The following is a 23,118-nucleotide window of genomic DNA, read 5'->3' on the forward strand; positions in this document are numbered from 1 at the left end:
GCTGGCTTTTTTTATGCAGGATCGGTACTGTATCGACTGATCCCGACCTGATTTTCCCGTGCTGACAACCTTTACGGTATGCCTTTGAAAGTTATCGCTTCTTTTCAGACCACCCTTAAAGTCTCCCGGTATATGTTCCGGGCGCTGGCGACCACGCTGTGGATTCTGGGCGCACTGATTTCGGTTTTTTACGTGAATAAGGAACTGAATCAACGGGAATCGCATCTGCGACAGATTTTCTCCCTCAATTTCGAACAATCGCTGGGGTATATTCGCCATACCACCGATGTGGCGCGCGAGCTGCGGTACATTGCCGCTAACCGATTCGGCGCGCCTGTCGCGCCACGGGAACGCGGCGCCGCCGCCAAAAAGACGCCGTTCTCTATTTATCCGCTGTCGTCCACCTTTGACTGTGGCGAACAGTATGAGAAGAACCCCGCTCAATTACAGTCGCTGACTAGCTTTTTTGAACAATGGCATGATGATTTCTCGTCGGTTTATGACCTTAACCGCATCTTTTTTGTCGACAGCAGTCAGCAGTGCATTGTCGATTTTGGCATTCGCAATCAGTCGCTGGATAGCGATAGCCTGATGAAGAGCGTGCAGGAACGGTTGCAGAATCAGAAATCCAATCGGGCGGGGAATCGTCGCGAGGAGAGCCTGTTTTGGGTGACGCCCGGCCCGACGCCGGATGCGGGGTATCTGTACGCGCTGACGCCGGTGTATGTGGATAACCATCTGGTGACCATGATGGGGATCGAACAGAGTATTCGGCTGGATGACTTCATGTTGAATGGCGACCTGCCGTTCAGCGTCAGATTACTGGATCAGAATGACCGGGTTCTGCTGCAGTTTACCGACAGCCAGTCCGGCAATAGCCTTAGCCATTACCCGGACTCGAACAACTACTTTGGCTACAGCGATGGCTACGGCGCCTTGTTGATGAAGAAGGCGCTGCCGCCTACGTCGATGACCGTGGTGTATTCGCTGCCGCTGGAAGTGATTCTGATGTCGCTCAATACGCTGATCATCAATATTGCGTTGTTGAATCTGGCATCGGCTATCTGTCTGTTTTTATTGACCCGACTGTTTGAGCGTAAAATTTTTCGGCCGGCGGAGCGCAACGCGTTTCAGTTGGAAGAGAACGAACAGTTTAACCGCAAGATCGTGGCGTCGGCGCCGGTAGGCATCTGCATTCTGAGGATCAGCGACGGCACTAATATTATCAGCAACGAACTGGCGCATAACTATCTCAGCCTGCTGACGTATGAAGACCGGGTGCGCATTGTGCGCATCATCTGCGAGCAGCAATCCAAATCGCTGGATGTGGTGACCGGGCGCAATCACCATCTGCAAATCAGTTTTGTGCATTCGCGCTACCGTAACGAGAACGTGGCCATCTGCGTGCTGCTCGACGTCAGCGCTCGTGTACGTATGGAAGAGTCGTTGCAGGAGATGGCCAACGCCGCCGAGCAGGCCAGCCAGTCCAAGTCGATGTTCCTGGCGACCGTCAGCCATGAATTACGCACACCGCTGTATGGCATCATCGGCAATCTGGATTTGCTGCAAACGAAATCGCTGCCATCGGATGCCAACCGGCTGGTGACGGCGATGCAAAACTCCTCGGCGCTGCTGCTGAAGATCATCAGCGATATTCTTGATTTCTCCAAGATCGAGTCGGAACAGCTGAAGATTGAGCCCAGTGAGTTTGCACCGCGTGAGGTGATAAACCATATCGTGAGTAACTACCTGCCGCTGGTGGTGAAAAAACGGCTGGTGCTGTATTGCTATATCGATCCTAACGTACCCTTGCGGTTGATGGGCGATGCGGTGCGGTTGCAGCAGGTGTTGAGCAACTTGCTCAGTAACGCCATCAAGTTTACCGATACCGGCTGTATTGTGTTCCAGGTGGCGTGTTGCGATGACGGTTACCTGGTGTTCAAGGTACGGGATACCGGCGTCGGTATCGATACCCGTGCGGTGATGAAATTGTTTGACCCCTTCTTTCAGGCCGGGACCGGGGTTCAACGCCACTTTCAGGGTACCGGGCTGGGGCTGGCGATTTGTGAAAAGCTGGTCAGCCTGATGGATGGGGACATCACCATTGAATCCGAACCGGGGCTTGGCAGTGAGTTCGGCATTCGCATTCCGCTTTACCGCGCTCACTACCCGCAGACGTTGCAGGTGCCAGATTTACAGGGGAAAACCTGCTGGTTACAGATTCGTAATGCGCTGATGGAGCGCTATCTGCTGGGCTTGCTGAATGCCTGCGGTCTGGATGCGCAGCGGTACGAAGAAGGGCAGCCCGTCGGTAAAGATGACGTGATGATTTGTGATCATGTGCCGGATACGCTGCCAAATGCGCACGCCTGCGTGGAGATTAGCGGTATGCAGGCTGGCGCCGCACAGGAGGTTCGGGCGGGGTACTGGCTGTACAGTACGGCCGCGCTGCACGAATTGCCGGTGTTGCTGCAACGTATTTATCGGGGTGAGGATGAATTGTCCGCAGAGACGCTGTCCCTGCCGTCCGTCAGTTACAATCGTACCGAAAACAGCGATATTCGCCTTTTGGTGGTGGATGACCATCCGATTAACCGCCGTTTGCTGGCCGATCAACTCGGTTCGCTGGGGTATCAGGTCATTACGGCCAATGACGGGCTGGATGCGCTGGATGTGCTGGCGAAGAATCCGGTGGATATTATCCTTACCGACGTCAACATGCCGAATATGGACGGTTACCGTTTTACCCAGCGGCTGCGGGAAATGGGGCAGACGTTGCCGGTAATCGGCGTCACCGCCAATGCGCTGGCGGAAGAACGGCAGCGCTGTCTGCAAGCCGGTATGGATAATTGTCTGTCTAAACCGGTGACGCTGGATACGTTGCAGCAGTCGCTGTCGTATTACAGTAATCTGGTCAGGCAGAACAAGCCGGTTCAGTCGTAACTCAGGCCGGCTTGGGGGAAGGCCGGCGAGCAGGTCACCCGCTCGCCGGTAGGTGAATCACTCTTTGTCAGACGGCGACACGCCGACCGAGGAGAGGTAGTTCAGCAGGGCGATATCGTTATCCACACCCAGTTTGGTCATGGCCGATTTCTTCTGACTGCTGATGGTTTTGATGCTGCGATTGAGTTTTCTGGCGATTTCAGTAACCAGGAACCCTTCGGCAAACAGGCGTAAAACCTCGCTTTCTTTGGGGGACAAGCGCTTGTCGCCGTAACCGCTGGCGCTGATTTTTTCCAGCACCTTGCTGACGCTTTCCGGCGTGAATTTTTTGCCTTTCTGCAACGCGGCCAGCGCTTTGGGCAGGTCGGTTGGCGCGCCCTGTTTCAGGACAATCCCTTCAATATCCAGCTCCAGCACTGCGCTGAGAATGGCCGGATTATTGTTCATGGTCAGTACAATGATCGACAGGTGCGGGAAATGGCGCTTGATGTATTTGATCAGGGTAATGCCGTCGCCGTATTTATCCCCCGGCATGGATAGATCGGTGATCAGAACATTGGCGTCAAGTTTGGGAAGATTGTTAATCAGGGCTGTCGAGTCTTCGAATTCACCCACGACGTTAACCCATTCGATTTGTTCCAGCGACTTTTTAATGCCAAACAAAACAATAGGATGATCGTCTGCAATAATTACGTTTAGATTGCTCATTGTTTTTTACTCATATTGTTGGCCACCGGGCTGCAGCAATGCTGTGACAAAACCTTCGATCTGCTGAAGGTTGGCTTCTATCTGCGCGCGATCCTGGGTGGTAATAAGCTTTTCCAGCGCTTCACATAACTGCTTGCCGGGATGAAGATTCAGCATGGCAAAGACACCTTTCAGGCGGTGTGCTGTTTGCGCAAGTGACAAAAAATCGCCATCTTGGGTCTCAGTATATAGTCTCTTTAAATCCTCCGGTACTGTATCAACAAACAAGGAATAGTAGTCACTGTTGCGTAACTGACGGACATAGAAGCCGATATCGTCCTGCTCTTCAGGCAGGGGATCGTCCGGAGAAGTATCCAGTTGCTGTTCGATCAGTTTCAGCAGACCTTCCAGCAGTAACTGGCTGACATTGTAGTTGGTACGCAGGCGGCGATGCCCCAGCGGCACCAGCATCGTATCGTCGCTGGTCACCAGCAAGGTATCGTCGGCCATCCGGCTGGGATCGTCGGTAATCGTGATTTCCGCATCCTGACTCACTAGTCGTTCGTCATATACCACGACATCCGCGCCCCAGTTGCTCACCATACGGCTAACAATGGTACGTACCTCATCCGAGGTAATGTTCAGGAGTAGCGTGATGTCGTCCAATAATTTCTCATCTTCTTCCGCAGGCAGCGGGTCCGGCTGCATTTTCAAGGTCAGCACGTACTGGGTGCCGAGTCCTGGTCGACTGTTGATTTGCAGTTGACCCCCTAGTTTGTTGCAGAGTTGATTGCATAGAAATAGGGTTAATCCGGAATTGTGCCGGAAGCGATCGGATAGCGGCGTGGTAGCGAACGGATGCACCAGATTGTCCCGCTCCATACCGGAAATATCGGTGCCGGTATCGCTAATGCGGATCAGCAACTGCTCGGGGGTATGCGCCGAAGGCTCGCAGGACAGGGTGATCTTGCCGTAGTCGGTATTGGTGATGGAGTAGTCCAGCAGCAGCGACAAGGTTTTCTTCAGCAATTCGCTGTCGCCCAGATAGGTCTGGCGCGGGTCGAGCTTGTAATGATTGAACAGCTTCAACCCTTTTTGCTGGATACGCGGCAGCAATTCCAGCATCAAATCGTCAATCAGCGTCAGCGGTGAAAACGAGTCATGGACCAGATGCCATTCCACCGTTTCCAGTCGCGCCTGCAGGGCGATGTTTTCCATCAGACGGATGGCGCCGCTGGTTTCGGCGATCAGCGCCTGAATCGTTTTCTGCTGCTCTGGCGGGTTGCCGGTTTTGCGCAGCGTCAGCGCCAACTGGTGTACGGCGGACAGCGGTTGCTTAAACTCCTGGCTCAGGTTGCGGAACAGGCGTTTGCGAACCGAGACGTTTTTGTCGAATTCCCGCTGCGCCAGCTGCAGCTTTTTGGTAATCAATATTTCCTGATCCTGTTCGCGCAGCAGGAACAGGCACAGCGACGGCGTGTGCTGGCTGTGGAACACGCGCACCTCGTACATCTCGTTATCCACCGTGGCCTGAATAACGCCCTGATGCTCCTCCGCCAGAGTGGAGATTTTCTTCAGGCTGAGGTGCGGGTATAACCGTTCCGCCAGCGCGTTCGCCACCATCACCTTGTTGTTGCTGAAATCGTAAACCAGCACCCCGACCGGGATGCGGCTGACGATCTCGCCGTACATTCGCTGTTGTTCTTTCAGGTGATGGGACAGGTCATCCTTCGGCCGGGCGTAGTAGCGCCGCAACGCGTAGACCCCCATCAGCGAGATAGCCAGCAATGCCAGATTGAGCGCAATCACCCAGATATTGTTGCGCAGCATATCGGTCACCAGCCGGCCCAACGGAATGGCATAGACCAGTTTGATCGGCGAGTTCATCAACTGGGCCGAGATTTCCAGCAGCGCGCCTTCACGGCGAATATCGGTGGGGATGTCGTTATCCGCGCTGGCGTCGGCGTTTACCGGCGGTGTTTGCTGGCGCAGCATGAAACTGTCCCGCGACATATTGCGCGGGATCAGATCGTTGATAGACAAGTCGAACGCAATGACGGTAGCCAGATGCCCAGGCTGATTGAACGTCGTGCGCAGGGTAAAGTAATAGTCGTTGTAAAAACGCAGCTTGCGTAAGGGGGAGAAGCTTTCCCGTTCATCCAGCGTATTCGCCTGCTGCAGCATCTCGGTTTTGCGCGATTCCACCATCGATGAGAGGTAGCTGCCGCGGAACTGTGACGAGATATCTTTCAGCGGCTGGGTGGAGACCATGGTCAGGCTGTTGTCCTGCCCATTGAGGTAGTACATCGAGTAGATATCGGTTTTCGCGCCCCACAGGACGTCCAGATATTGCGATATCCGGTGCATGGCGCCGAGCGTGGTTTTGTCGTGCGGCCCGAAAATCAAGGCATCCGTTTTGTGGCCGCTTTTCTCGACATAAAACACATTCGGCATCAGCGTAATCAGATTGATGTTGGGAGTATCGGGCGGTGTCGGATCGCTGATCAGATTTTTGTAGATTTGATCGGTAAAGAAGCGGTAAGCATCGATGCGCTTTTGCATTCCTTCCGCAGTGTCTGTCAGGGCGGATTTTTTCTCCGTCATCCAGCTGTTGACGTAGTTATAGCTGTAAGCGCCGGTCATCAGCAGCAGCAACAGAATAAACAGCAGGAAAAAACGCACGATAGCCGCAGGCATGAAATCAGGCTCCTGATGAACGGGTAAGAGGACGGATACTGAGGCTGACAACCAGCAGCAACATTGCGACAAGGCCCAGAGCCAGCGATAGGCTGCTCCATTGGGCGATGAAGCCGAGTAGCGCCGGACCGGTCAGAATACCGGTATAGCCGAGAGTGCTGACTGAGGCAACGGCCAGCCCGGCGGGCATGATCCGCTGTCTGCCTGCCGCCGAGAACAGAATCGGCACCACGTTGGAGGCGCCCAGGCCGACCAAGATAAACCCGGTTATCGCGGAAACCGGGTTATCCACCGCAATCGCCAGCAACAGGCCGAGTGCGGCGCATAAACTGCCGCCGGCTGCCATGACGTAGCGCCCCAGCTTCTGCGTTAACCGGTCGCCGTTGAGGCGCCCCAGCGTCATGGCGATGGAAAAGGCGGCGTAGCCAACGCCCGCCAGTCGGGAGTCAAGCCCGCGTTCGCCGCTGAGGAACAGGGCGCTCCAGTCCAGTATCGCGCCTTCCGCCAGAAACATAATGAAGCAAAGCGCGCCAATGGTCATCACCACGCCGCGCGGCCGCACAAACAGCGGGGAGCGTTCGGCGTGACCCGAGCCATGCAACAAATGGCGATGCGTGCCGCACAGCAGCAACAGAAGGAGCAGAAGCACCATGATGATGATCGCCCATAACGGCGAACAACCAAGCCACAACAGGCCGCTGACGCCGCCCGCACCGGCGATGCCGCCGACGCTGTAAAAGCCGTGAAACCCGGACAGCATGGCCCTTTTGCTGGCCTGCTCAACCACCACCGCCTGAATATTCATGGTGACATCCAGCAGACCAATCGCCGCGCCGAACAGGAACAGCAACACCGCCATAGCGGGCAATGTGGAAACCTGCGTCAGGGCCGGCAACACCACAAACAACGGCGCGGCTGCGGACAGCATTACCCGGCGGCATCCCAGGCGCGCGCTCAGCACGCCGGCCAGCGGCATGGCGGTCAGCGAGCCGATGGCAATCATCAGCAGCAGCATTCCCAGCGACGCGTCGTTGATGTTAAGGCGGGATTTGGCGTACGGCACCAGCGGCGCCCAGGCCGACATCGCCGCGCCCGTGATGAAAAACACCGCCCGTGTGGCGAACTGTACCGCTTTGTCGTCCAGTCGCTGTGACTGGTCAAGCGTGGAGGAACTCAAGGTTGAACTCATTGCTGAATAACTATCGTCGCTGAACCTGACAGAGGGGTATTTTTACCACAATTGCGACGTTTTATCGAAAGAGGATGTGTCTTGTCGACAGAAAATGCGGGAAGGGTTCCACAATAAACTCGCAGATAAAAAATGCCGGGACAAGCCCGGCAATGAGAAGGTAATTTATGATAAAGCGGAATGAAGAATTTGATGATAGCGAGAAAAATTTTAGAACTGTCGGTCGTAAGAATTTTGTCACTTAATGCTAATTTCATCGGATTGCTTTTTCATTCTGTGCGGTGAACAAAATCAGAAAATATAAACGAGATGAATTATCGTTGATGAAGGAATATGTCCATCCGCCCGGGATTATTCGCTGAGCGCCATGCTGCCTGATGTGGCGTTCCCCGGTCTGATATGCCGACATGACAATACGTTACCTTGAGTCATCTTTCGTCAAAAAATAAAATAAAAAGCGACGAAATTTTTTATATTGTGGATACTTTTTATGGCGGAAGCCTGCAAATAAAAAGGCGTGATAAAGAATAATCTAAACCCTGTTTTTATTGTGGATTAAGCGTGGGGTTATTTGGCGTTGCGGCAATCCAGAATTGGAAATAGGAATTATCGCAATCGTTTTGGGATGTCTGCCGCAATTTGAGATAAATCACCATGAATCTGGCTCCAACCTCTGGGTGACGTTATTCAACTGCGGGTGCGTTCTGTTCGCTGGCGAACGGCCGGGGAGAGGCCTATGCATAGAAATAGGGTGTGGGTAAGCAGGTTATTACGGGGTAGGTATCAAGCTAATGACTTTTTTTTTGTAGGGATAGCCCCGTATAATTCCCTACTTTCAGTTAGGCTATGGGGTGAATGTGCAGCAATTCTCTGACCTGCTGCGCCAGATGCATCAGGCGCTCAACGAACCCTTGCCGGGGCAGGCGGGCTTTCATGCAGTCACGCTGACCATGTCGTTGCAGGACGGCTCGCCGTTGCTGGCGTGGCTGGCCTCGCAGCCCGTTTATCCGCAGTTTTACTGGCAGCATCGTCAGGACGATGAAGAGGCGGCGGTGTGTGGTCAGGTGCGTGTGTTTGACGATATCGCACACGCTGAGGACTTTCTGCAACGTCATGATGTGGATGACAGCGTGCGTCTCTGGGGGTTGAATGCGTTTGAACAGCATCCGGTAGCGGAAGCGAATGCCGCTGCGTTTCTGTTTTTGCCGCGCATCGCCCTGTTGCGACAAGGGTTGCGTCTGCGTCTGCGGGTCAATCTGTGCAGTGAGACCTCGCTGCGCGATGATGCGCGCGACGCACAGGATTTTCTGCGCCGGCTATTGCCGCCGCAGCCGTTGCCGACGCTGCATACCCGTATAGAAGCTACCCGCCATTGTCCGGATCGCCAGCAGTGGATCGACCTGTTGCATCTGGCGCTGGCGGACATTGCCGCCGGACAGATGGAAAAAGTGGTGCCGGCACGCGCCTCGATGCTGTCGCTCGATCGGCCGTTGCGGGCGACCACGCTGATGGCGGCCAGCCGGGCGGCCAATTACCGCTGTTATCATTTTATGCTGGCTTTCGCGCCGCATCAGGCGTTTCTGGGGTCCAGCCCTGAGCGGCTTTATCGGCGGCGGCATACCCGCCTGGAAACGGAGGCGCTGGCCGGAACGGTGGCCAGCGATCATGACGATGAAAAAGCCGCTGCGCTGGCAGACTGGTTGATGAATGACGTCAAGAATCAGTGTGAGAACATGCTGGTGGTGGACGATATTTGCCAGCGCCTGCATCAGGCGGCGTTGACGCTGGATGTGATGCCGCCGGAGATCGTTCGGCTGCGCAAGGTGCAACATCTGCGGCGAACGATTCAGGCGACCCTGCGCAGCGGAACGGATAGCGAGTGCCTGCATCTGTTGCAGCCGACCGCAGCGGTGGCCGGGTTGCCGCGCGCCGCGGCGCGGGCGTTTCTGGCCCGGCATGAGCCGTTTCACCGCGGCTGGTACGCCGGCTCGGCGGGGTATTTGTCGCGTCAGCAGTCCGAATTCAGCGTGGCGTTGCGCTCCGCCAGCGTCGCGGACCGGCAACTGACGCTGTATGCCGGCGCGGGCATTGTGGCGGGATCTGATCCAGAACAAGAATGGCAGGAACTGGAAAACAAGGCCGCCGGACTGAAGTCGTTGCTGGAAGACGCTATTTCATAGCGCGATTTATTGCCTGTTACTGGTTTACATCAAAGTTGGCCGGATGAAAAAAAATATAATTATTGCCACAACCCGCAACCGGAGTTGTTGAGTCGATCATGTCCACACATATTTTTAACCGCCGCTGGGCAACGGTTATCGTTGAGGCGCTCAGCCATCAGGGTGTCCGTCATATCTGCATTGCGCCGGGATCGCGTTCCACACCACTGACGCTGGCGGCTGCTTCGCACCCGTCGCTGGTCTGTCACACCCATTTTGACGAGCGGGGTCTTGGTCACCTGGCGCTGGGGCTGGCTAAAGCCTCTGGCGAAGCTGTGGCGGTGATAGTGACGTCCGGCACGGCGGCGGCCAATCTCTATCCGGCGATTATTGAAGCCGGGCTGACCGGCGAGCGGCTGGTGATCCTGACGGCGGATCGCCCGCCGGAGCTGATCGACTGCGGCGCCAATCAGGCGATTCGGCAGCCCGGCATGTTTGCCTCGCACCCGACATTAACGCTCAACTTACCGCGTCCCACCTGTGATATTCCGGCCCGCTGGCTGGTTTCCGCCCTCGATAACGCTCTGGCCGAGCTGCGCCACGGCGCGCTGCATATCAATTGCCCGTTTGCCGAGCCGTTATATGGCAAAGACGATCCGGCAGCCTTTCAGGACTGGCTGCAGGCGCTGGGCGACTGGTGGCATCAACCGCAGCCGTGGTTGCAGGGCGCGAGTGCGGCGCCGGCAACAACAATGCAGCCGGACTGGCCGCAATGGCGGCAACGGCGCGGCGTCGTGATCGCCGGGCGAGTGCCCGCGCAGGTCGGAGAACAGCTAGCCGCCTGGGCGCGCCAGCTCGGCTGGCCGCTGATCGGCGATGTGTTGTCGCAGACCGGTCAACCACTGGCCTGCGCCGATTTGTGGCTTCAGCATCCGCAGGCGGAAACGCTGCGTCAGGCTGAGATCGTGGTGCAGTTCGGCGCCAGCCTGACGGGCAAACGTCTGCTGCAGTGGCAGGCGACGGCGACGCCCGACCAATATTGGCTGGTCGACAGCCTGCCGGGACGGCTTGACCCCGCGCAGCATCGTGGTCGTCGATTGGTGGCCGACATTGCCGACTGGCTGACGGCGCATCCGGCCGTTGCTCAATTGCCTTGGGCGCCAGAGGTTGAAGCCTGTGCCGAACGGGTCATCCGCCAGGTGGCTGCCCGCTTGTCCGGCGGTTTCGGCGAGGCGCAATTGGCGCATCGCGTCGCCGAACTGCTGCCACCGCAAGGGCAGTTTTTCGTCGGCAACAGCCTGACGGTGAGGCTGGTGGATGCGTTCGCCCGTTTGCCGGCGGGGTATCCGGTGTACGCCAACCGCGGCGCCAGCGGCATTGACGGCCTGCTGTCGACGCTGGCGGGTGTGCAGCGCGCCGATGTCCGGCCGATGCTCGCCATCGTCGGCGATCTGTCGGCGTTGTATGACCTTAACGGGCTGGCGCTGCTGCGTCAGCCGCCTGCGCCGCTGGTGCTGGTGGTGGTTAATAATGACGGCGGGCAGATTTTTTCGTTATTGCCGACGCCAGAGGCGCAACGCGAAGCTTTTTACTGTATGCCGCAGCAGGTGGATTTCCGTCATGCGGCGGCGCTGTTCGGGCTGCGTTACGCGCGAGCGCAGCAATGGTCTGAAGTACAGAACGCGGTAAATGCCGGGTGGCGGCAGGGTGGTACCACGCTGCTGGAAGTCGTGGTGGAACCCAAAGCCGGCGCCGAAACGCTGCAGCGGCTGTCGGCCGAGGTGCCGTCGTGGTGACGATGCATTGCCGTCGGGTGGGGCAGCCGCAGCCGGGGCAACCCTGGCTGGTGATGCTGCATGGCCTGCTCGGCAGCGGCGAAGATTGGCAGCCGGTGTTGCCGTACCTGGCCGACTGGCCGCTACTGCTGGTGGATTTGCCGGGACATGGCGCGTCCCGGTCGTTGCCGACGGCGGATTTTGCCGATGTGAGTCGCCAACTGACCGCGCTGCTGGCGCAACAGGCGGTAACCGACTACTGGCTGCTGGGGTATTCGCTGGGCGGGCGCATTGCCATGTATCACGCCTGCCGGGGCGACGCTGCCGGTTTGCGGGGGCTGCTGGTGGAAGGCGGTCATCCGGGGCTGGCGTCGGCAGCAGAACGTGAGGCGCGACAGCGGCATGATGCCGACTGGGCGCGCCGTTTTCGCCATGAGCCGCTTGATAGCGTGCTGCCGGACTGGTATCAGCAGCCGGTTTTTGCCCGCCTGTCGTCGGCGCAACGCGAACGGTTGATTGCATTGCGGCGCGGCAATCACGGACCGGCGGTCGCCGATATGCTGGAAGCGACCTCTCTATCCCGTCAACCCTGTCTGGTTGACGCCCTGCAGCGGCTACGGGTTCCGTTCGGTTACCTCTGTGGCGGTCAGGACACTAAATTTCAGGCGCTGGCCGCGCAGCATCGTTTGCCGTTGCTGAGTGTGGACCACGCCGGACACAACGCTCATCAGGCGAATCCGTCAGAGTATGCCGAACGGATTCGTCAGTTTATTTCGCATCCCGAAAGGAAGATTCAATATGCTTTATCCCAGTGAAGAACTGCTTTACGCACCGGTAGCATGGCACGATTGCAGCGGGGATTTTGTCGATATCCTTTATCACAAGTCGACCGACGGCATCGCCAAAATCACCATCAATCGTCCTCAGGTGCGCAACGCGTTCCGCCCGCAAACGGTAAAAGAGATGATTCAGGCGCTGGACAACGCCCGTCATGATGACGGTATCGGCGTGATCATCCTGACCGGCGCCGGCGAGAAAGCGTTCTGCTCCGGCGGCGATCAGAAAGTCCGCGGCGACTACGGCGGCTACCAAGACGACAGCGGCGTCCATCATCTCAACGTGCTGGACTTCCAGCGTCAAATCCGTACCTGCCCGAAACCGGTGGTGGCGATGGTGGCCGGGTATTCCATCGGCGGCGGCCATGTGCTGCACATGATGTGCGATCTGACCATTGCGGCGGAAAACGCCATTTTCGGTCAGACCGGTCCGCGCGTCGGCTCGTTTGACGGCGGCTGGGGCGCCTCGTACATGGCGCGCATCGTCGGCCAGAAAAAAGCCCGCGAAATCTGGTTCCTGTGCCGTCAGTATGACGCGCAGCAGGCGCTGGATATGGGATTGGTCAACACCGTGGTGCCGTTGGCGGAACTGGAACGCGAAACCGTGCGCTGGTGCCGTGAAATGCTGCAAAACAGCCCGATGGCGCTGCGCTGCCTGAAAGCCGCGCTGAATGCCGACTGCGACGGTCAGTCCGGATTGCAGGAACTGGCCGGCAACGCCACCATGCTGTTCTACATGACGGAAGAAGGGCAGGAAGGCCGCAATGCCTTTAACGAAAAACGCCAGCCCGACTTCAGCAAATTTAAACGGAATCCCTGATGCGTCAGGCCATCCTCTATCGTTACAGCGTGCCGATGGACGCCGGGGTGGTGCTGCGCAACCAGCGCCTGAAAACCCGCGACGGGCTGCTTATTTGCCTGCGTGACGGCGAACGGGAAGGCTGGGGCGAAGTCGCGCCATTGCCGCAATTCAGCGTGGAGACGCTGGAGGAGGCGTCCGGCGCGCTACAGACGCAACTGCAAGTCTGGTTGTCAGGGCAGGCGTTGGACGAGTGCGGTTTGCCCTCGGTCGATTTCGGCGTTAGCTGCGCGCTGGCCGAGCTGTCCGGCCAGTTACCTGACGAGGCGGACTATCGTAAAGCGCCGCTGTGCAATGGCGATCCGGATGAATTGTTCGCCATGCTGCAAAGCCTGCCTGAACCGGTGGCGAAGGTGAAGGTCGGGCTGTATGAAGCGGTACGCGACGGCATGATCGTCAACCTGTTGCTGGACGCGCTGCCCGAACTACGGCTGCGGCTGGATGCCAACCGTAGCTGGACGCGGGCTAAAGCCGACGGATTCGCCCGCTATGTGACGCCGGCCTATCGTTCCCGCATCGCTTTTCTGGAAGAACCCTGCAAAACCCGCGACGAGTCGCGCGATTTCGCTCGCGCCACCGGCATTGCCATCGCCTGGGACGAAAGCGTGCGCGAGCCGGGATTCCGGGTTGAAGCAGAGCCGGGCGTGGCCGCCATTATTATCAAACCTTCGCTGACCGGTAGCCTGAACCGCTGTCGCCAACTGGTGGAACAGGCGCATCAGGCTGGCCTGACGGCGGTGATCAGTTCCAGCATCGAGTCCAGTCTGGGGCTGACGCAACTGGCGCGACTGGCGCGCTGGCTGACGCCGGGTGTTCTGCCGGGGCTGGATACGCTGGATCTGATGCAGACGCAGGTGGTGCGCGCCTGGCCTGACAGCGCGTTGCCGCTGATCGCGGCGGACCGTCTGGAGCCGATATGGCAAGCCTGACCGACTGGCCCTGGCGAAGCTGGGCTGCGTCCCAGCCGATGGCGCCGGCGCTGATGGACGACGACGGAATCTGGAGCTGGCAGCAACTGGCGAGTCATCTGAATCAACTGGCGACCGGTTTCGTTCGTCAGGGGGTGCGGCCAGGCATGGGGGTGGCGCTGCGCGGCAAAAACAGTACCGATATGTTGTTCTGTTATCTGGCGCTGTTGCAGTGCGGGGCGCGTCTGTTGCCATTGAATCCGCAACTGCCCGATACGCTGCTGGATGCGTTGTTGCCCGCGCTGAATATTGAGTATGGGCTGAGCGTAGATGGGTATGCGTGGCCGCAAAGCATCATTCCTCTGAGCCTGTCGGCGTCATCGTCGGATGACATGCTGCCGGCGCTGCCGTGGGAAGCGCAACGGCTGGCGACCATGACGCTGACGTCCGGTTCCAGCGGAATGCCGAAAGCGGCGGTGCACACCTGTGAAGCCCATCTGGTGAGCGCCGAAGGCGTACTGGCGCTGATGGCGTTCAGCGCGGGCGATCGCTGGTTGCTGTCGCTACCGCTGTTTCATGTATCCGGACAAGGGATTGTCTGGCGCTGGCTGGCCGCCGGGGCATCGCTGGTGGTCAGGCCGGACCAGCCGTTGGATGTCGCTTTGCGAGTGTGTACTCACGCCTCGCTGGTTCCTACCCAGCTCTGGCGTCTTCTGTCGCAGAACCGTTCTCCGATCAGCCTGCGGGCGGTGTTGTTGGGCGGTGCGATGATCCCGGCGGAACTGACTCAACAGGCGGAGGCGCGGGGCATCCGTTGCTGGTGCGGTTACGGCCTGACGGAGCTGGCGTCCACGGTATGCGCCAAGCGCGCGGATGCCGGCGGCGGCGTTGGGTTGCCGCTGGCGGGGCGCGAGATACGGCTGGAGGGCGAAGAAATTCTGCTGCGCGGCCGCTGTCTGGCGGCGGGATACTGGCGCGAAGGCGGACTTAGCCCGCTCACTGATGAGCAAGGCTGGTTTCATACCCGCGATCGCGGCCAGTGGGATGGGCATGAATGGCGAATTCTGGGGCGGCTGGATAACCAGTTCTTCAGCGGTGGCGAGGGGATTCAGCCGGAAGATGTGGAAGCGGTTCTGCTACAGCATCCGGATGTGACCTATGCCTGCGTGGTGCCGGTGGATGATCCGGAGTTCGGCCAGCGCCCGGTGGCGGTCGTCGAAGTGGAAAACGCCTTGCCGCTGTCCCGGTTGGTCGCATGGTGGCAGTCCCGGCTGGCGGGATTTCAGCGTCCGGTGGCGTGTTACCTGCTGCCGGCTGCATTGAAAAACGGCGGGATCAAGGTATCCCGACAGCAGGTGAAAACCTGGGTGGAGCAGCAGCCGCGCTGATTGGCGTGACGGGGAACTGCGCGAGCATGGCAGAGCGAACGGTCATCGACGCGTTCGGTCGGGAAGAGCAAAATGCCCTGTTTTTTGTCGCGACAGCATCATTCGTCGGTTATTTATGCTTTTGGCTGCTGAAGATTTAGGTAAAATGCGTGTTAACATCACGGTGTTGTGCGCGTTTAACTTATTTGTCTTTAAGGATTATAGAAATGAAAAAGTGGGTTATTGCTTGTGCGGGAAGTTTGCTGCTGGCGACTGTTTCCGCTCATGCCATCAGTATTTCCGGGGAAGCGGGTCGTGACTATACGGGCGCCAGCGCCGGTTTCGGTCTGGGTGTGCCCGGCCTGTCCGGCAATGCCGGCTGGAGCCATGATGACAAACACAGCAATGACGTCTACAGCGCCGGTCTGGATTATACCTTCGCGCTGAGCAACGCGTCGCTTAAAGTGGGAGCCAAAGGGCTTTACCTGAACCAGAACCGTTTTAAAGATGGCTATGGCGTCGCTTTGGGCGGCGGGTTGCAGGTGCCGGTGACCAGCTCCGTTTCCCTGTACGGTGAAGGTTATTACTCGCCGGACGCGTTCTCCAGCCATGTGGACCACTATGTGGAAGCCCGCGGCGGCGTGCGCTGGCAGCCGTTCCGCCCACTGTCGCTGGATGTTGGCTATCGCTACATCAACATGGCGTCCGGCGAAGACGGCAACGACAACCGCGTAGCGGATACCGCTTACGTTGGCGTGGGACTGAATTTCTGATTCCCCCGACATCGGCTGGCAGACAAAAACAAAAGGCGTGTTTATCACGCCTTTTGTTTTTTTACAGATCGTTTTTTTAGCGGACGGAGAGCGTCATTGTGTTTATGGCGTCGAATTTCTAAAGTGGTGTGAAACCATCATAAGGAGTAACGCGGATGCTTAGGGTTGAGATGTTATGTACCGGCGATGAAGTGCTGCACGGCCAAATTGTGGATACCAATGCCGCCTGGCTGGCGGATTACTTGTTTTCACAGGGCGTGCCGATGACCAGCCGCATGACGGTGGGCGATAAGCTGGAAGAGCTGGTGGCCGCGTTGACCGAGCGCAGTCAGATCGCCGATGTGCTGATCGTCAATGGCGGGTTGGGGCCGACCAGCGATGATCTCAGCTCGCTGGCGGCGGCCACGGCCGCCGGAGAAACGCTGGTCGAGCATGCCGAATGGATCGCCCGCATGGAAGCCTTCTTCGTCGAACGTGGCCGGGTCATGGCCGACAGCAACCGCAAACAGGCGCAATTGCCCGCCAGCGCTGAATTGGTGGATAACCCGGTCGGCACCGCCTGTGGTTTTGCGATGCAACTGAACAAGTGCCTGATGTTTTTCACCCCCGGCGTGCCCTCCGAATTCAAAGTGATGGTGGAGCAGCAGATTCTGCCGCGCCTGCGTCAGCGTTTTGCCGTCGGCGAACCGCCGCTGTGCCTGCGGTTGACCACGTTCGGCCGCTCTGAAAGCGATCTTGCCAGCCAGCTCGACAGCCTGCCGCTGCCGCCGGACGTGGTGCTGGGGTATCGCTCCTCCATGCCGATTATCGAACTGAAGCTGACCGGCCCGGCCACACGGCGTGCGGAGATGGAAGCCGTGTGGGAAACGGTGCGCGACGTTGCCGGCGAAAATGCGATTTTTGAAGGCACTGACGGGCTGCCGGCGCAACTGGCGCGCCGTCTGGCCGAACGCGGGTTGCGCCTGACGGTGGGCGAGGACTTCACCGCCGGTCTGCTCAACTGGCAACTGCGTGAGGCGGATGTACCGCTATCCGGCGGCGACTTGCGGGTGGAAAGCGAGGCGTTGACGCTGGCGGCCGTCGCCGAGGCGACCCGAACGCTGGCGCAGCGTCAGCAAACGGAACTGGCGCTGTACGTCGGCCGTTCTGATGACGGTGTGCTGATGCTGGCGTTGCACACCCCCGTAGGGACATTCGCCCAGACGATTCAGGTGAATGTGCGACGCTACAGCCGTAAAACCCATCAGGATGTGGTGGCGATGCTGGCGATGAACATGCTGCGCCGCTGGCTCAATGGCTGGCCGGTGTATGGCGGTCATGGCTGGATCAGCGTGCTGGAGACGTTGTAAGCCGCAATCGGTGAGGCGAAGAACGCGGGGGCAACGGCCCCCGTCGTTATGGTCGGGCTCAGTACAGCAGCGAATACAACTGGCGGCGATAGCGGGCAGCCAGCGCATCGCCGGTGCCGAGCGCGGCCATGATATCCATCAGCGTTTTACGGGCGTTGCCGCCGGCGGCGTTCAGATCTTTCTTCAGCATTCCCATCAACAGTTCCAGCGCTTCTTCGTTGCGCCCGACCTGATGCAGTTGCAGGCTGAGCTGCACCGCCAGCTCCTGATTATCCGGCGAGGCCGCCAGTTGCTGCTGCAATTGCTGAATTTCCGGCGTATCCGCCGCCTGTTTCATCAGTTCGATTTGCGCTACCAGTCCGTGGTAACGGGTGTCCTGATCCTGCAACGGAATGGTGTCCAGCACCGCTTGCGCGTCATCGGTGCGGTTGAGCTGGATCTGCACTTCCGCCAGTAACAGCGCGATATCGCTGCGTTTGGCGTCCAGTTGCCAGGCGTCTTTCAGCAGCACGGCGGCTTCTTTTAACTGGTTTTCCTGAATCAGTTGCTGAGCCTGCGCCAGTTTCAGGTCTTCGGCTTTCGGCAGCACTCGCTGCAGCAGGTCGCGGATCACCTCTTCCGGCTGCGGCCCCTGAAAACCGTCCACCGGCTGACCGTCCTTGAACAAATAGACCGTCGGGATGGCGCGCAGGCCGAACTGGGCCGCCACGCGCTGCTCGGCGTCGCAATCCACTTTGGCCAGAATAAACTGACCGGCGTATTCCGCCGCCAGTTTGTCCAGCACCGGCTCCAGTTGCTGGCAATGGGTGCTGCGTTCGGACCAGAAATAGAACAGCACCGGGGCGTTCATGGACTGTTCCAGCACCTGATGCAGGTTGGTCTCGTTGATATCAATCACGTTGGCGTGTTGTTCTAACATGTCATTCTCTCTTAGCCGTTTCAGCCATTAATGGGGGCGATGTCCGCCACTTCAACCCCGAATCAGGATTTTGTCCGCAACAGATGATCAAGCGCGCGGCCCGGCAACAGGCGGCGCAGTACGGTAATGCCGTGGGCGAGCAGCGTCACCGGGTAGCGCAGTTTCGGGCGCGGGCTTTCCAGCGCGTGAATCAGTTTGGGCAGCACCGCTTCCGGCGGCAGGGTAAAGCGGCTGGCAATGCCGGGATTGGTGACCGGTCGATCCTGCTGCGCCTGATCCACGTTGTGGGTGAAATTGGTGCTGATCGGGCCGGGCTCGATCAGCGATACGCACAAACCGCTGCCGTGCAGTTCCATACGCAACGCGTCAGACCAGGCTTCCAGCGCGTACTTGCTGGCGGCGTAAGCGCCGCGCCCCGGAGTGGAAATCAACCCCATCACCGAACTGGTCTGAATAATTCGCCCTTCGCCGTGAGGCAACATGGCGGGCAGCAACAGCTGGGTCAACTGATGCGTGCCGAACAGGTTGCTGGAAAACTGTTGTTCCAGTTGCTGACGGGAAATGGTGTTGAGCGGCCCGTACAGCCCGTAACCGGCGTTGTTGAACAGGCCGTAGAGCCGGTTGCCGGTCAGGGTAATGACTACGTCGGCGGCCTGCCTGACGCTGGCGCTGCTGTCGAGATCCAGATCGATCCCTTCAAAGCCCAGCGAGTTCATGCGCGCCACATCCTGATGACGGCGGCAGGCCGCCAGTACGCGATAGCCGCGTTGTTGCAAACATTGAGCGGCAATCAGGCCAATACCGCTGGAGCAACCAGTAATCAAAACCGCTTTTTGCATAACTTTACCTAACGAAAACGCTTAAATATCAAGAGTCGTGGTTAACTGTTAGTCTTTATCGACTCAGTGCTGATTAATAACGGGGTCGAGCTGTTTTGCCATCCATCCGGCGATAAACGGCTGGGCATCGCGGTTGGGATGGATGCCATCATCCTGCATCCATTCCGGTTTGAGATAAACCTGCTCCATGAAAAACGGCAGTAGCGGAATATCAAACGTTTTGGCGAGGCGTGGATAAACGGCGCTGAACGATTCGGTATAGCGCCGCCCGTAGTTGGCTGGCAAGCGGATTTGCATCAGCAACGGTTGGGCGTTGGCCGTCTTGACCTGGGTAATGATGCCGGCGAGATCCCGCTCTACGTTCTGCGGGGGAAAACCACGCAGGCCGTCATTGCCGCCCAGCTCGATCAATACCCAGCGCGGCTGGTGCTGTTGCAGCAATGTGGACAGTCGCGCCAGCCCCTGCGTTGCCGTGTCGCCGCTGATACTGGCGTTCACCACCCGGACCTTGGGCGCGGGGGAACGAGACTGCCAGGTCGCGTCCAGCAGCGTGGGCCAGGCCTGATTCGCCGCCATACGATAGCCGGCGCTCAGGCTGTCGCCCAGTACCAGCAACGTATCCGCCGCGAAGGCGCGTAGACTGAACAGGCCCCAGAATAGAAGGACAACGATATGCCAGCGGAAAACATTCTTGAAGTTCATCATCTTAGTAAGCACGTTGGTCAGGGGGAACACCAGCTCTCCATCCTCACCGGAGTTGAGCTGGTTGTCAAACCTGCTCAGACCATTGCGCTGGTGGGTGAATCCGGTTCGGGAAAATCCACCTTGCTGGGAATTCTGGCCGGGCTGGATGACGGCAGCAGCGGACAGGTATCGCTGCTTGGGCAGCGACTGGATCGGCTGGATGAGGAAGGGCGGGCGGCGTTGCGGGCGCAGGACGTGGGATTCGTGTTCCAGTCCTTTATGCTGGTGCCGACGTTGACCGCGCTGGAGAACGTGCAGTTACCGGCGTTGCTGCGGGGTGAAAGCGATCGCCACAGCCGCCAGCAGGCGGAGCAACTGTTGCAGCAGCTCGGTCTAGGCGCGCGATTGCAGCATCTGCCCGCGCAGCTTTCCGGCGGCGAGCAGCAGCGTGTGGCGCTGGCGCGCGCATTTAGCGGCAGGCCGCGGGTACTGTTCGCCGATGAGCCGACCGGCAATCTGGACCGCCAGACCGGCGAGCGTATCGCCAACCTGCTGTTTTCCCTCAACCGTGACTTTGCCACCACCCTGATTCTGGTGACGCATGACGAACAACTGGCGGCGCGCTGCGAACGTTGCCTGCGGCTGCGCGACGGCAAACTGTGGGAGGATGCATGATCTGGCGTTGGTTTTGGCGGGAGTGGCGCTCGCCGTCGTTGCTGATTGTATGGCTGGCGTTGACGCTGTCGGTGGCCTGCGTGCTGGCGCTCGGTTCCATCAGCGATCGCATGGAGAAAGGGCTGAGCCAGCAGAGCCGTGATTTCCTGGCCGGCGACCGGGTGCTGCGGGCGTCCCGACCGGTGGATGAAAGCTGGCTGCAACAGGCGCAGCAGCAGGGGCTGACGCAGAGCCGGCAGGTGTCGTTCATGACCATGACCTACGCGGGCGACAATGCGCAACTGGCGCAGGTTAAAGCCACTGACGAGCGTTATCCGCTGTATGGCGAGCTGAAAACCCAGCCGGCCGGGCTACGGGTGGCGCCGGGTACGGTGCTGGCCGCGCCGCGTCTGCTGGCCTTGCTGGGGTTGAAGGTGGGCGACCGGCTGGATGTCGGGGATACCACATTGACCATCGCCGGGGAACTGGTGCAGGAACCGGATGCCGGCTTTAACCCGTTCGAGACGGCGCCGCGGGTGCTGATGAATCTGGCGGACGTGGAAAAAACCGGCGCTATTCAGCCGGGCGGGCGCATTACCTGGCGCTACATGTTTGCCGGCACGCCGTCGCAAATCGCCCGTTTCAGCGACGTTATCAAACCGCAGCTGAAGCCGGATCAGCGCTGGTACGGCATGGAAGATTCGCAGAGCGCGCTGGGCAAATCCCTGCAACGCTCCCAGCAGTTCCTGTTGTTGTCGGCGTTGTTGACCCTGCTGCTGTCGGTGGCGGCGGTGGCGGTGTCGATGGGGCATTACTGCCGTAGCCGTTACGATCTGGTGGCGGTGCTTAAAACGCTGGGCGCCGGGCGGCAGGCGCTGCGCCGGTTGATCGTCGGGCAGTGGGTATCGGTGCTGGCGTTGTCGGCATTGTGCGGCAGCCTGCTGGGAATAGGGTTTGAGGCGCTGCTGATACGCGCGCTTTCACCGGTGCTGCCCGGCGAATTACCGGCTGCCGGGCTGTGGCCGTGGGGCTGGGCGCTGGGTACGCTGGTGTTGATTTCGCTGTTGGTGGGGATTCGTCCTTACCGGCAACTGCTGGCGACCCAACCGCTGCGGGTTTTGCGTCAGGATGTGGTGGCGAACGTCTGGCCGCTGCGCTATTACCTGCCGGTGGTGGCGGCGGTGGTGATCGGCTTGCTGGTGCTGCTGTCCGGCGGCGGCGCGCTGTTGTGGTCGTTGCTGGGTGGTATGCTGGTGCTGTCGCTGCTGTTGGGCGGCATTGGCTGGGGCAGCCTGTTGCTGCTGCGCCGGCTGACGTTGAAAACGCTGTCGCTGCGTCTCGCCATTAATCGCCTGTTGCGTCAGCCGTGGGTGACGCTGGGCCAGTTGGCGGCGTTTTCGCTGTCTTTCATGCTGCTGGCGCTGTTGTTGCTGTTGCGCGGCGATTTGCTGGACCGCTGGCAGCAGCAGTTGCCGCCCGGCAGCCCCAATTACTTCGTGCTGAATATCAGCGCCGATCAGGTGTCGCCGGTAACGGATTTTCTGGCGCAACATCAGGTGAAACCGGAAACGTTCTACCCGATCATTCGCGCCCGTCTGACGGAAATCAACGGGCTGCGGGCCACCGATCTGGTGCATGAGGATGATCCCGGTGGGGAAACCGTCAACCGGGAACTGAACCTGACCTGGCTGAGCCAATTGCCGGACCGTAATCCGCTGGTGGCGGGGCAGTGGCCGCCGAAAGCGGGCGAGGTGTCGATCGAGCAAGGGGTAGCGCAACGTCTTGGGGTGAAGATAGGCGATACGCTGACCTTCACCGGCGATACCCAGCCGTTTCAGGCCACGATCAGCAGCCTGAGGCAGGTGGACTGGGAAAGTCTGCGGCCGAACTTCTTCTTCATTTTTCCGCCCGGCTCGCTGGATAGCCAGCCGCAGTCGTGGCTGACCAGTTTCCGCTATGAAGGCGGCGATACGCTGATCACCCAACTGAACCGTCAGTTCCCGACGCTGACGGTGCTGGATGTCGGCGCCATTCTGAAGCAGATCGGCACCGTGTTGCAGCAGGTCGGTCTGGCGCTGGAGGTGATGGTGGTGCTGGTGCTGTTCTGCGGCGCGCTGTTGTTGCTGGCGCAGATTCAGGTCGGCATGCGTCAGCGGCGTCAGGAACTGATCGTGTATCGCACGCTGGGTGCCGGCCGGCGTTTGTTGCGCGCCACGCTGTGGTGGGAGTTTGCGGTATTGGGGCTGTCCGCCGGCATGGCGGCGGCGCTGGGTGCGGAAGCGGCGTTATGGCTGTTGCAGCGCAAAGTGTTCGATTTTCCGTGGCAGCCGAATATGTGGCTGTGGGGCGGATTGCCGGTATTGGCGGCGCTGTTGCTGTCGCTGTACGGCGGCTGGCTGGGGCTGCGGTTGCTGCGCGGCAATGCGTTGTTTAGGCGTTATCACGCCTGAGGTTAACCTCGGGCGTTTTTTACCGTCACG

17 protein-coding genes are annotated in these 23,118 nt (G+C 59.1%); 11 read left to right on the top strand and 6 right to left on the bottom strand.

The features are described 5' to 3' along the window. Positions 1 to 78: 78 nt before the first annotated feature. Positions 79 to 2,943, top strand: a complete 2,865-nt coding sequence (gene rcsC, locus CVE23_RS06270; protein ID WP_100849126.1) for a two-component system sensor histidine kinase RcsC — start codon at positions 79 to 81, stop codon at positions 2,941 to 2,943. Positions 2,944 to 3,000: 57 nt separating this feature from the next. Here the strand turns inward: rcsC and rcsB are convergent, their stop codons facing one another. The 3 genes from rcsB to CVE23_RS06285 are packed head-to-tail and all read right to left on the bottom strand — an operon-like array spanning position 3,001 to position 7,516. Further along, entirely contained in the window at positions 3,001 to 3,651 is a 651-nt protein-coding gene (gene rcsB, locus CVE23_RS06275; RefSeq protein ID WP_013316908.1) for a response regulator transcription factor RcsB, read from the bottom strand. Positions 3,652 to 3,657: 6 nt separating this feature from the next. Beyond that, entirely contained in the window at positions 3,658 to 6,327 is a 2,670-nt protein-coding gene (gene rcsD, locus CVE23_RS06280) for a phosphotransferase RcsD (protein ID WP_100849127.1), read from the bottom strand. A gap of 4 nt (positions 6,328 to 6,331) precedes the next feature. Continuing rightward, on the bottom strand, positions 6,332 to 7,516 hold the full coding sequence (locus CVE23_RS06285; protein WP_100849128.1) for an MFS transporter: 1,185 nt from the start codon (positions 7,514 to 7,516) through the stop codon (positions 6,332 to 6,334). Between the two features lie 851 nt (positions 7,517 to 8,367). On the opposite strand from CVE23_RS06285, the gene menF reads away from it, so the two are divergent. The 8 genes from menF to CVE23_RS06325 all read left to right on the top strand — a co-directional run bounded on the left by menF (position 8,368) and on the right by CVE23_RS06325 (position 17,542). Next, on the top strand, positions 8,368 to 9,696 hold the full coding sequence (gene menF / locus CVE23_RS06290) for an isochorismate synthase MenF (protein WP_100849129.1): 1,329 nt from the start codon (positions 8,368 to 8,370) through the stop codon (positions 9,694 to 9,696). A gap of 98 nt (positions 9,697 to 9,794) precedes the next feature. After that, positions 9,795 to 11,471, top strand: coding sequence for a 2-succinyl-5-enolpyruvyl-6-hydroxy-3-cyclohexene-1-carboxylic-acid synthase (gene menD, locus CVE23_RS06295; protein WP_100849130.1), 1,677 nt, complete (start codon positions 9,795 to 9,797; stop codon positions 11,469 to 11,471). Between the two features lie 2 nt (positions 11,472 to 11,473). Then, on the top strand, positions 11,474 to 12,265 hold the full coding sequence (gene menH / locus CVE23_RS06300; RefSeq protein WP_038918233.1) for a 2-succinyl-6-hydroxy-2,4-cyclohexadiene-1-carboxylate synthase: 792 nt from the start codon (positions 11,474 to 11,476) through the stop codon (positions 12,263 to 12,265). Continuing rightward, the gene (gene menB, locus CVE23_RS06305) at positions 12,249 to 13,106 is read left to right on the top strand and encodes a 1,4-dihydroxy-2-naphthoyl-CoA synthase (protein WP_033570148.1); all 858 of its coding nucleotides are present in this window, start codon (positions 12,249 to 12,251) and stop codon (positions 13,104 to 13,106) included. Before menH ends, menB begins: the two co-directional genes overlap by 17 nt. Next, the gene (gene menC, locus CVE23_RS06310; RefSeq protein WP_100849131.1) at positions 13,106 to 14,074 is read left to right on the top strand and encodes an o-succinylbenzoate synthase; all 969 of its coding nucleotides are present in this window, start codon (positions 13,106 to 13,108) and stop codon (positions 14,072 to 14,074) included. Before menB ends, menC begins: the two co-directional genes overlap by 1 nt. Then, complete coding sequence (gene menE / locus CVE23_RS06315) at positions 14,062 to 15,441, top strand: o-succinylbenzoate--CoA ligase (RefSeq protein WP_100849132.1); 1,380 nt, start codon at positions 14,062 to 14,064, stop codon at positions 15,439 to 15,441. Before menC ends, menE begins: the two co-directional genes overlap by 13 nt. A 206-nt stretch (positions 15,442 to 15,647) precedes the next feature. Next, positions 15,648 to 16,193, top strand: a complete 546-nt coding sequence (locus CVE23_RS06320; protein WP_038918235.1) for a YfaZ family outer membrane protein — start codon at positions 15,648 to 15,650, stop codon at positions 16,191 to 16,193. Between the two features lie 155 nt (positions 16,194 to 16,348). Further along, positions 16,349 to 17,542: a nicotinamide mononucleotide deamidase-related protein YfaY gene (locus CVE23_RS06325; protein WP_038918236.1), complete on the top strand. Its 1,194-nt coding sequence runs from the start codon at positions 16,349 to 16,351 to the stop codon at positions 17,540 to 17,542. Positions 17,543 to 17,600: 58 nt separating this feature from the next. On the opposite strand, the gene CVE23_RS06330 is transcribed toward CVE23_RS06325, so the two are convergent. The 3 genes from CVE23_RS06330 to tesA form a co-directional block, all read right to left on the bottom strand. Beyond that, entirely contained in the window at positions 17,601 to 18,461 is an 861-nt protein-coding gene (locus CVE23_RS06330) for a co-chaperone YbbN (RefSeq protein ID WP_100849133.1), read from the bottom strand. Positions 18,462 to 18,523: 62 nt separating this feature from the next. Further along, entirely contained in the window at positions 18,524 to 19,300 is a 777-nt protein-coding gene (locus CVE23_RS06335; RefSeq protein WP_038661068.1) for an SDR family oxidoreductase, read from the bottom strand. 63 nt (positions 19,301 to 19,363) lie between these two features. Then, entirely contained in the window at positions 19,364 to 20,005 is a 642-nt protein-coding gene (gene tesA / locus CVE23_RS06340) for a multifunctional acyl-CoA thioesterase I/protease I/lysophospholipase L1 (RefSeq protein ID WP_050570000.1), read from the bottom strand. On the opposite strand from tesA, the gene ybbA reads away from it, so the two are divergent. After that, positions 19,973 to 20,659, top strand: a complete 687-nt coding sequence (ybbA, locus tag CVE23_RS06345; RefSeq protein ID WP_033570141.1) for a putative ABC transporter ATP-binding protein YbbA — start codon at positions 19,973 to 19,975, stop codon at positions 20,657 to 20,659. The two genes, tesA and ybbA, sit on opposite strands and share 33 nt — an antisense overlap. Then, complete coding sequence (gene ybbP, locus CVE23_RS06350; protein ID WP_100849134.1) at positions 20,656 to 23,088, top strand: putative ABC transporter permease subunit YbbP; 2,433 nt, start codon at positions 20,656 to 20,658, stop codon at positions 23,086 to 23,088. The genes ybbA and ybbP overlap by 4 nt, the downstream gene beginning before the upstream one ends. Positions 23,089 to 23,118: the final 30 nt, after the last annotated feature.

The organism is Dickeya fangzhongdai, from assembly GCF_002812485.1.
In the GTDB taxonomy this organism is placed as follows: Bacteria; Pseudomonadota; Gammaproteobacteria; order Enterobacterales; family Enterobacteriaceae; genus Dickeya; species Dickeya fangzhongdai.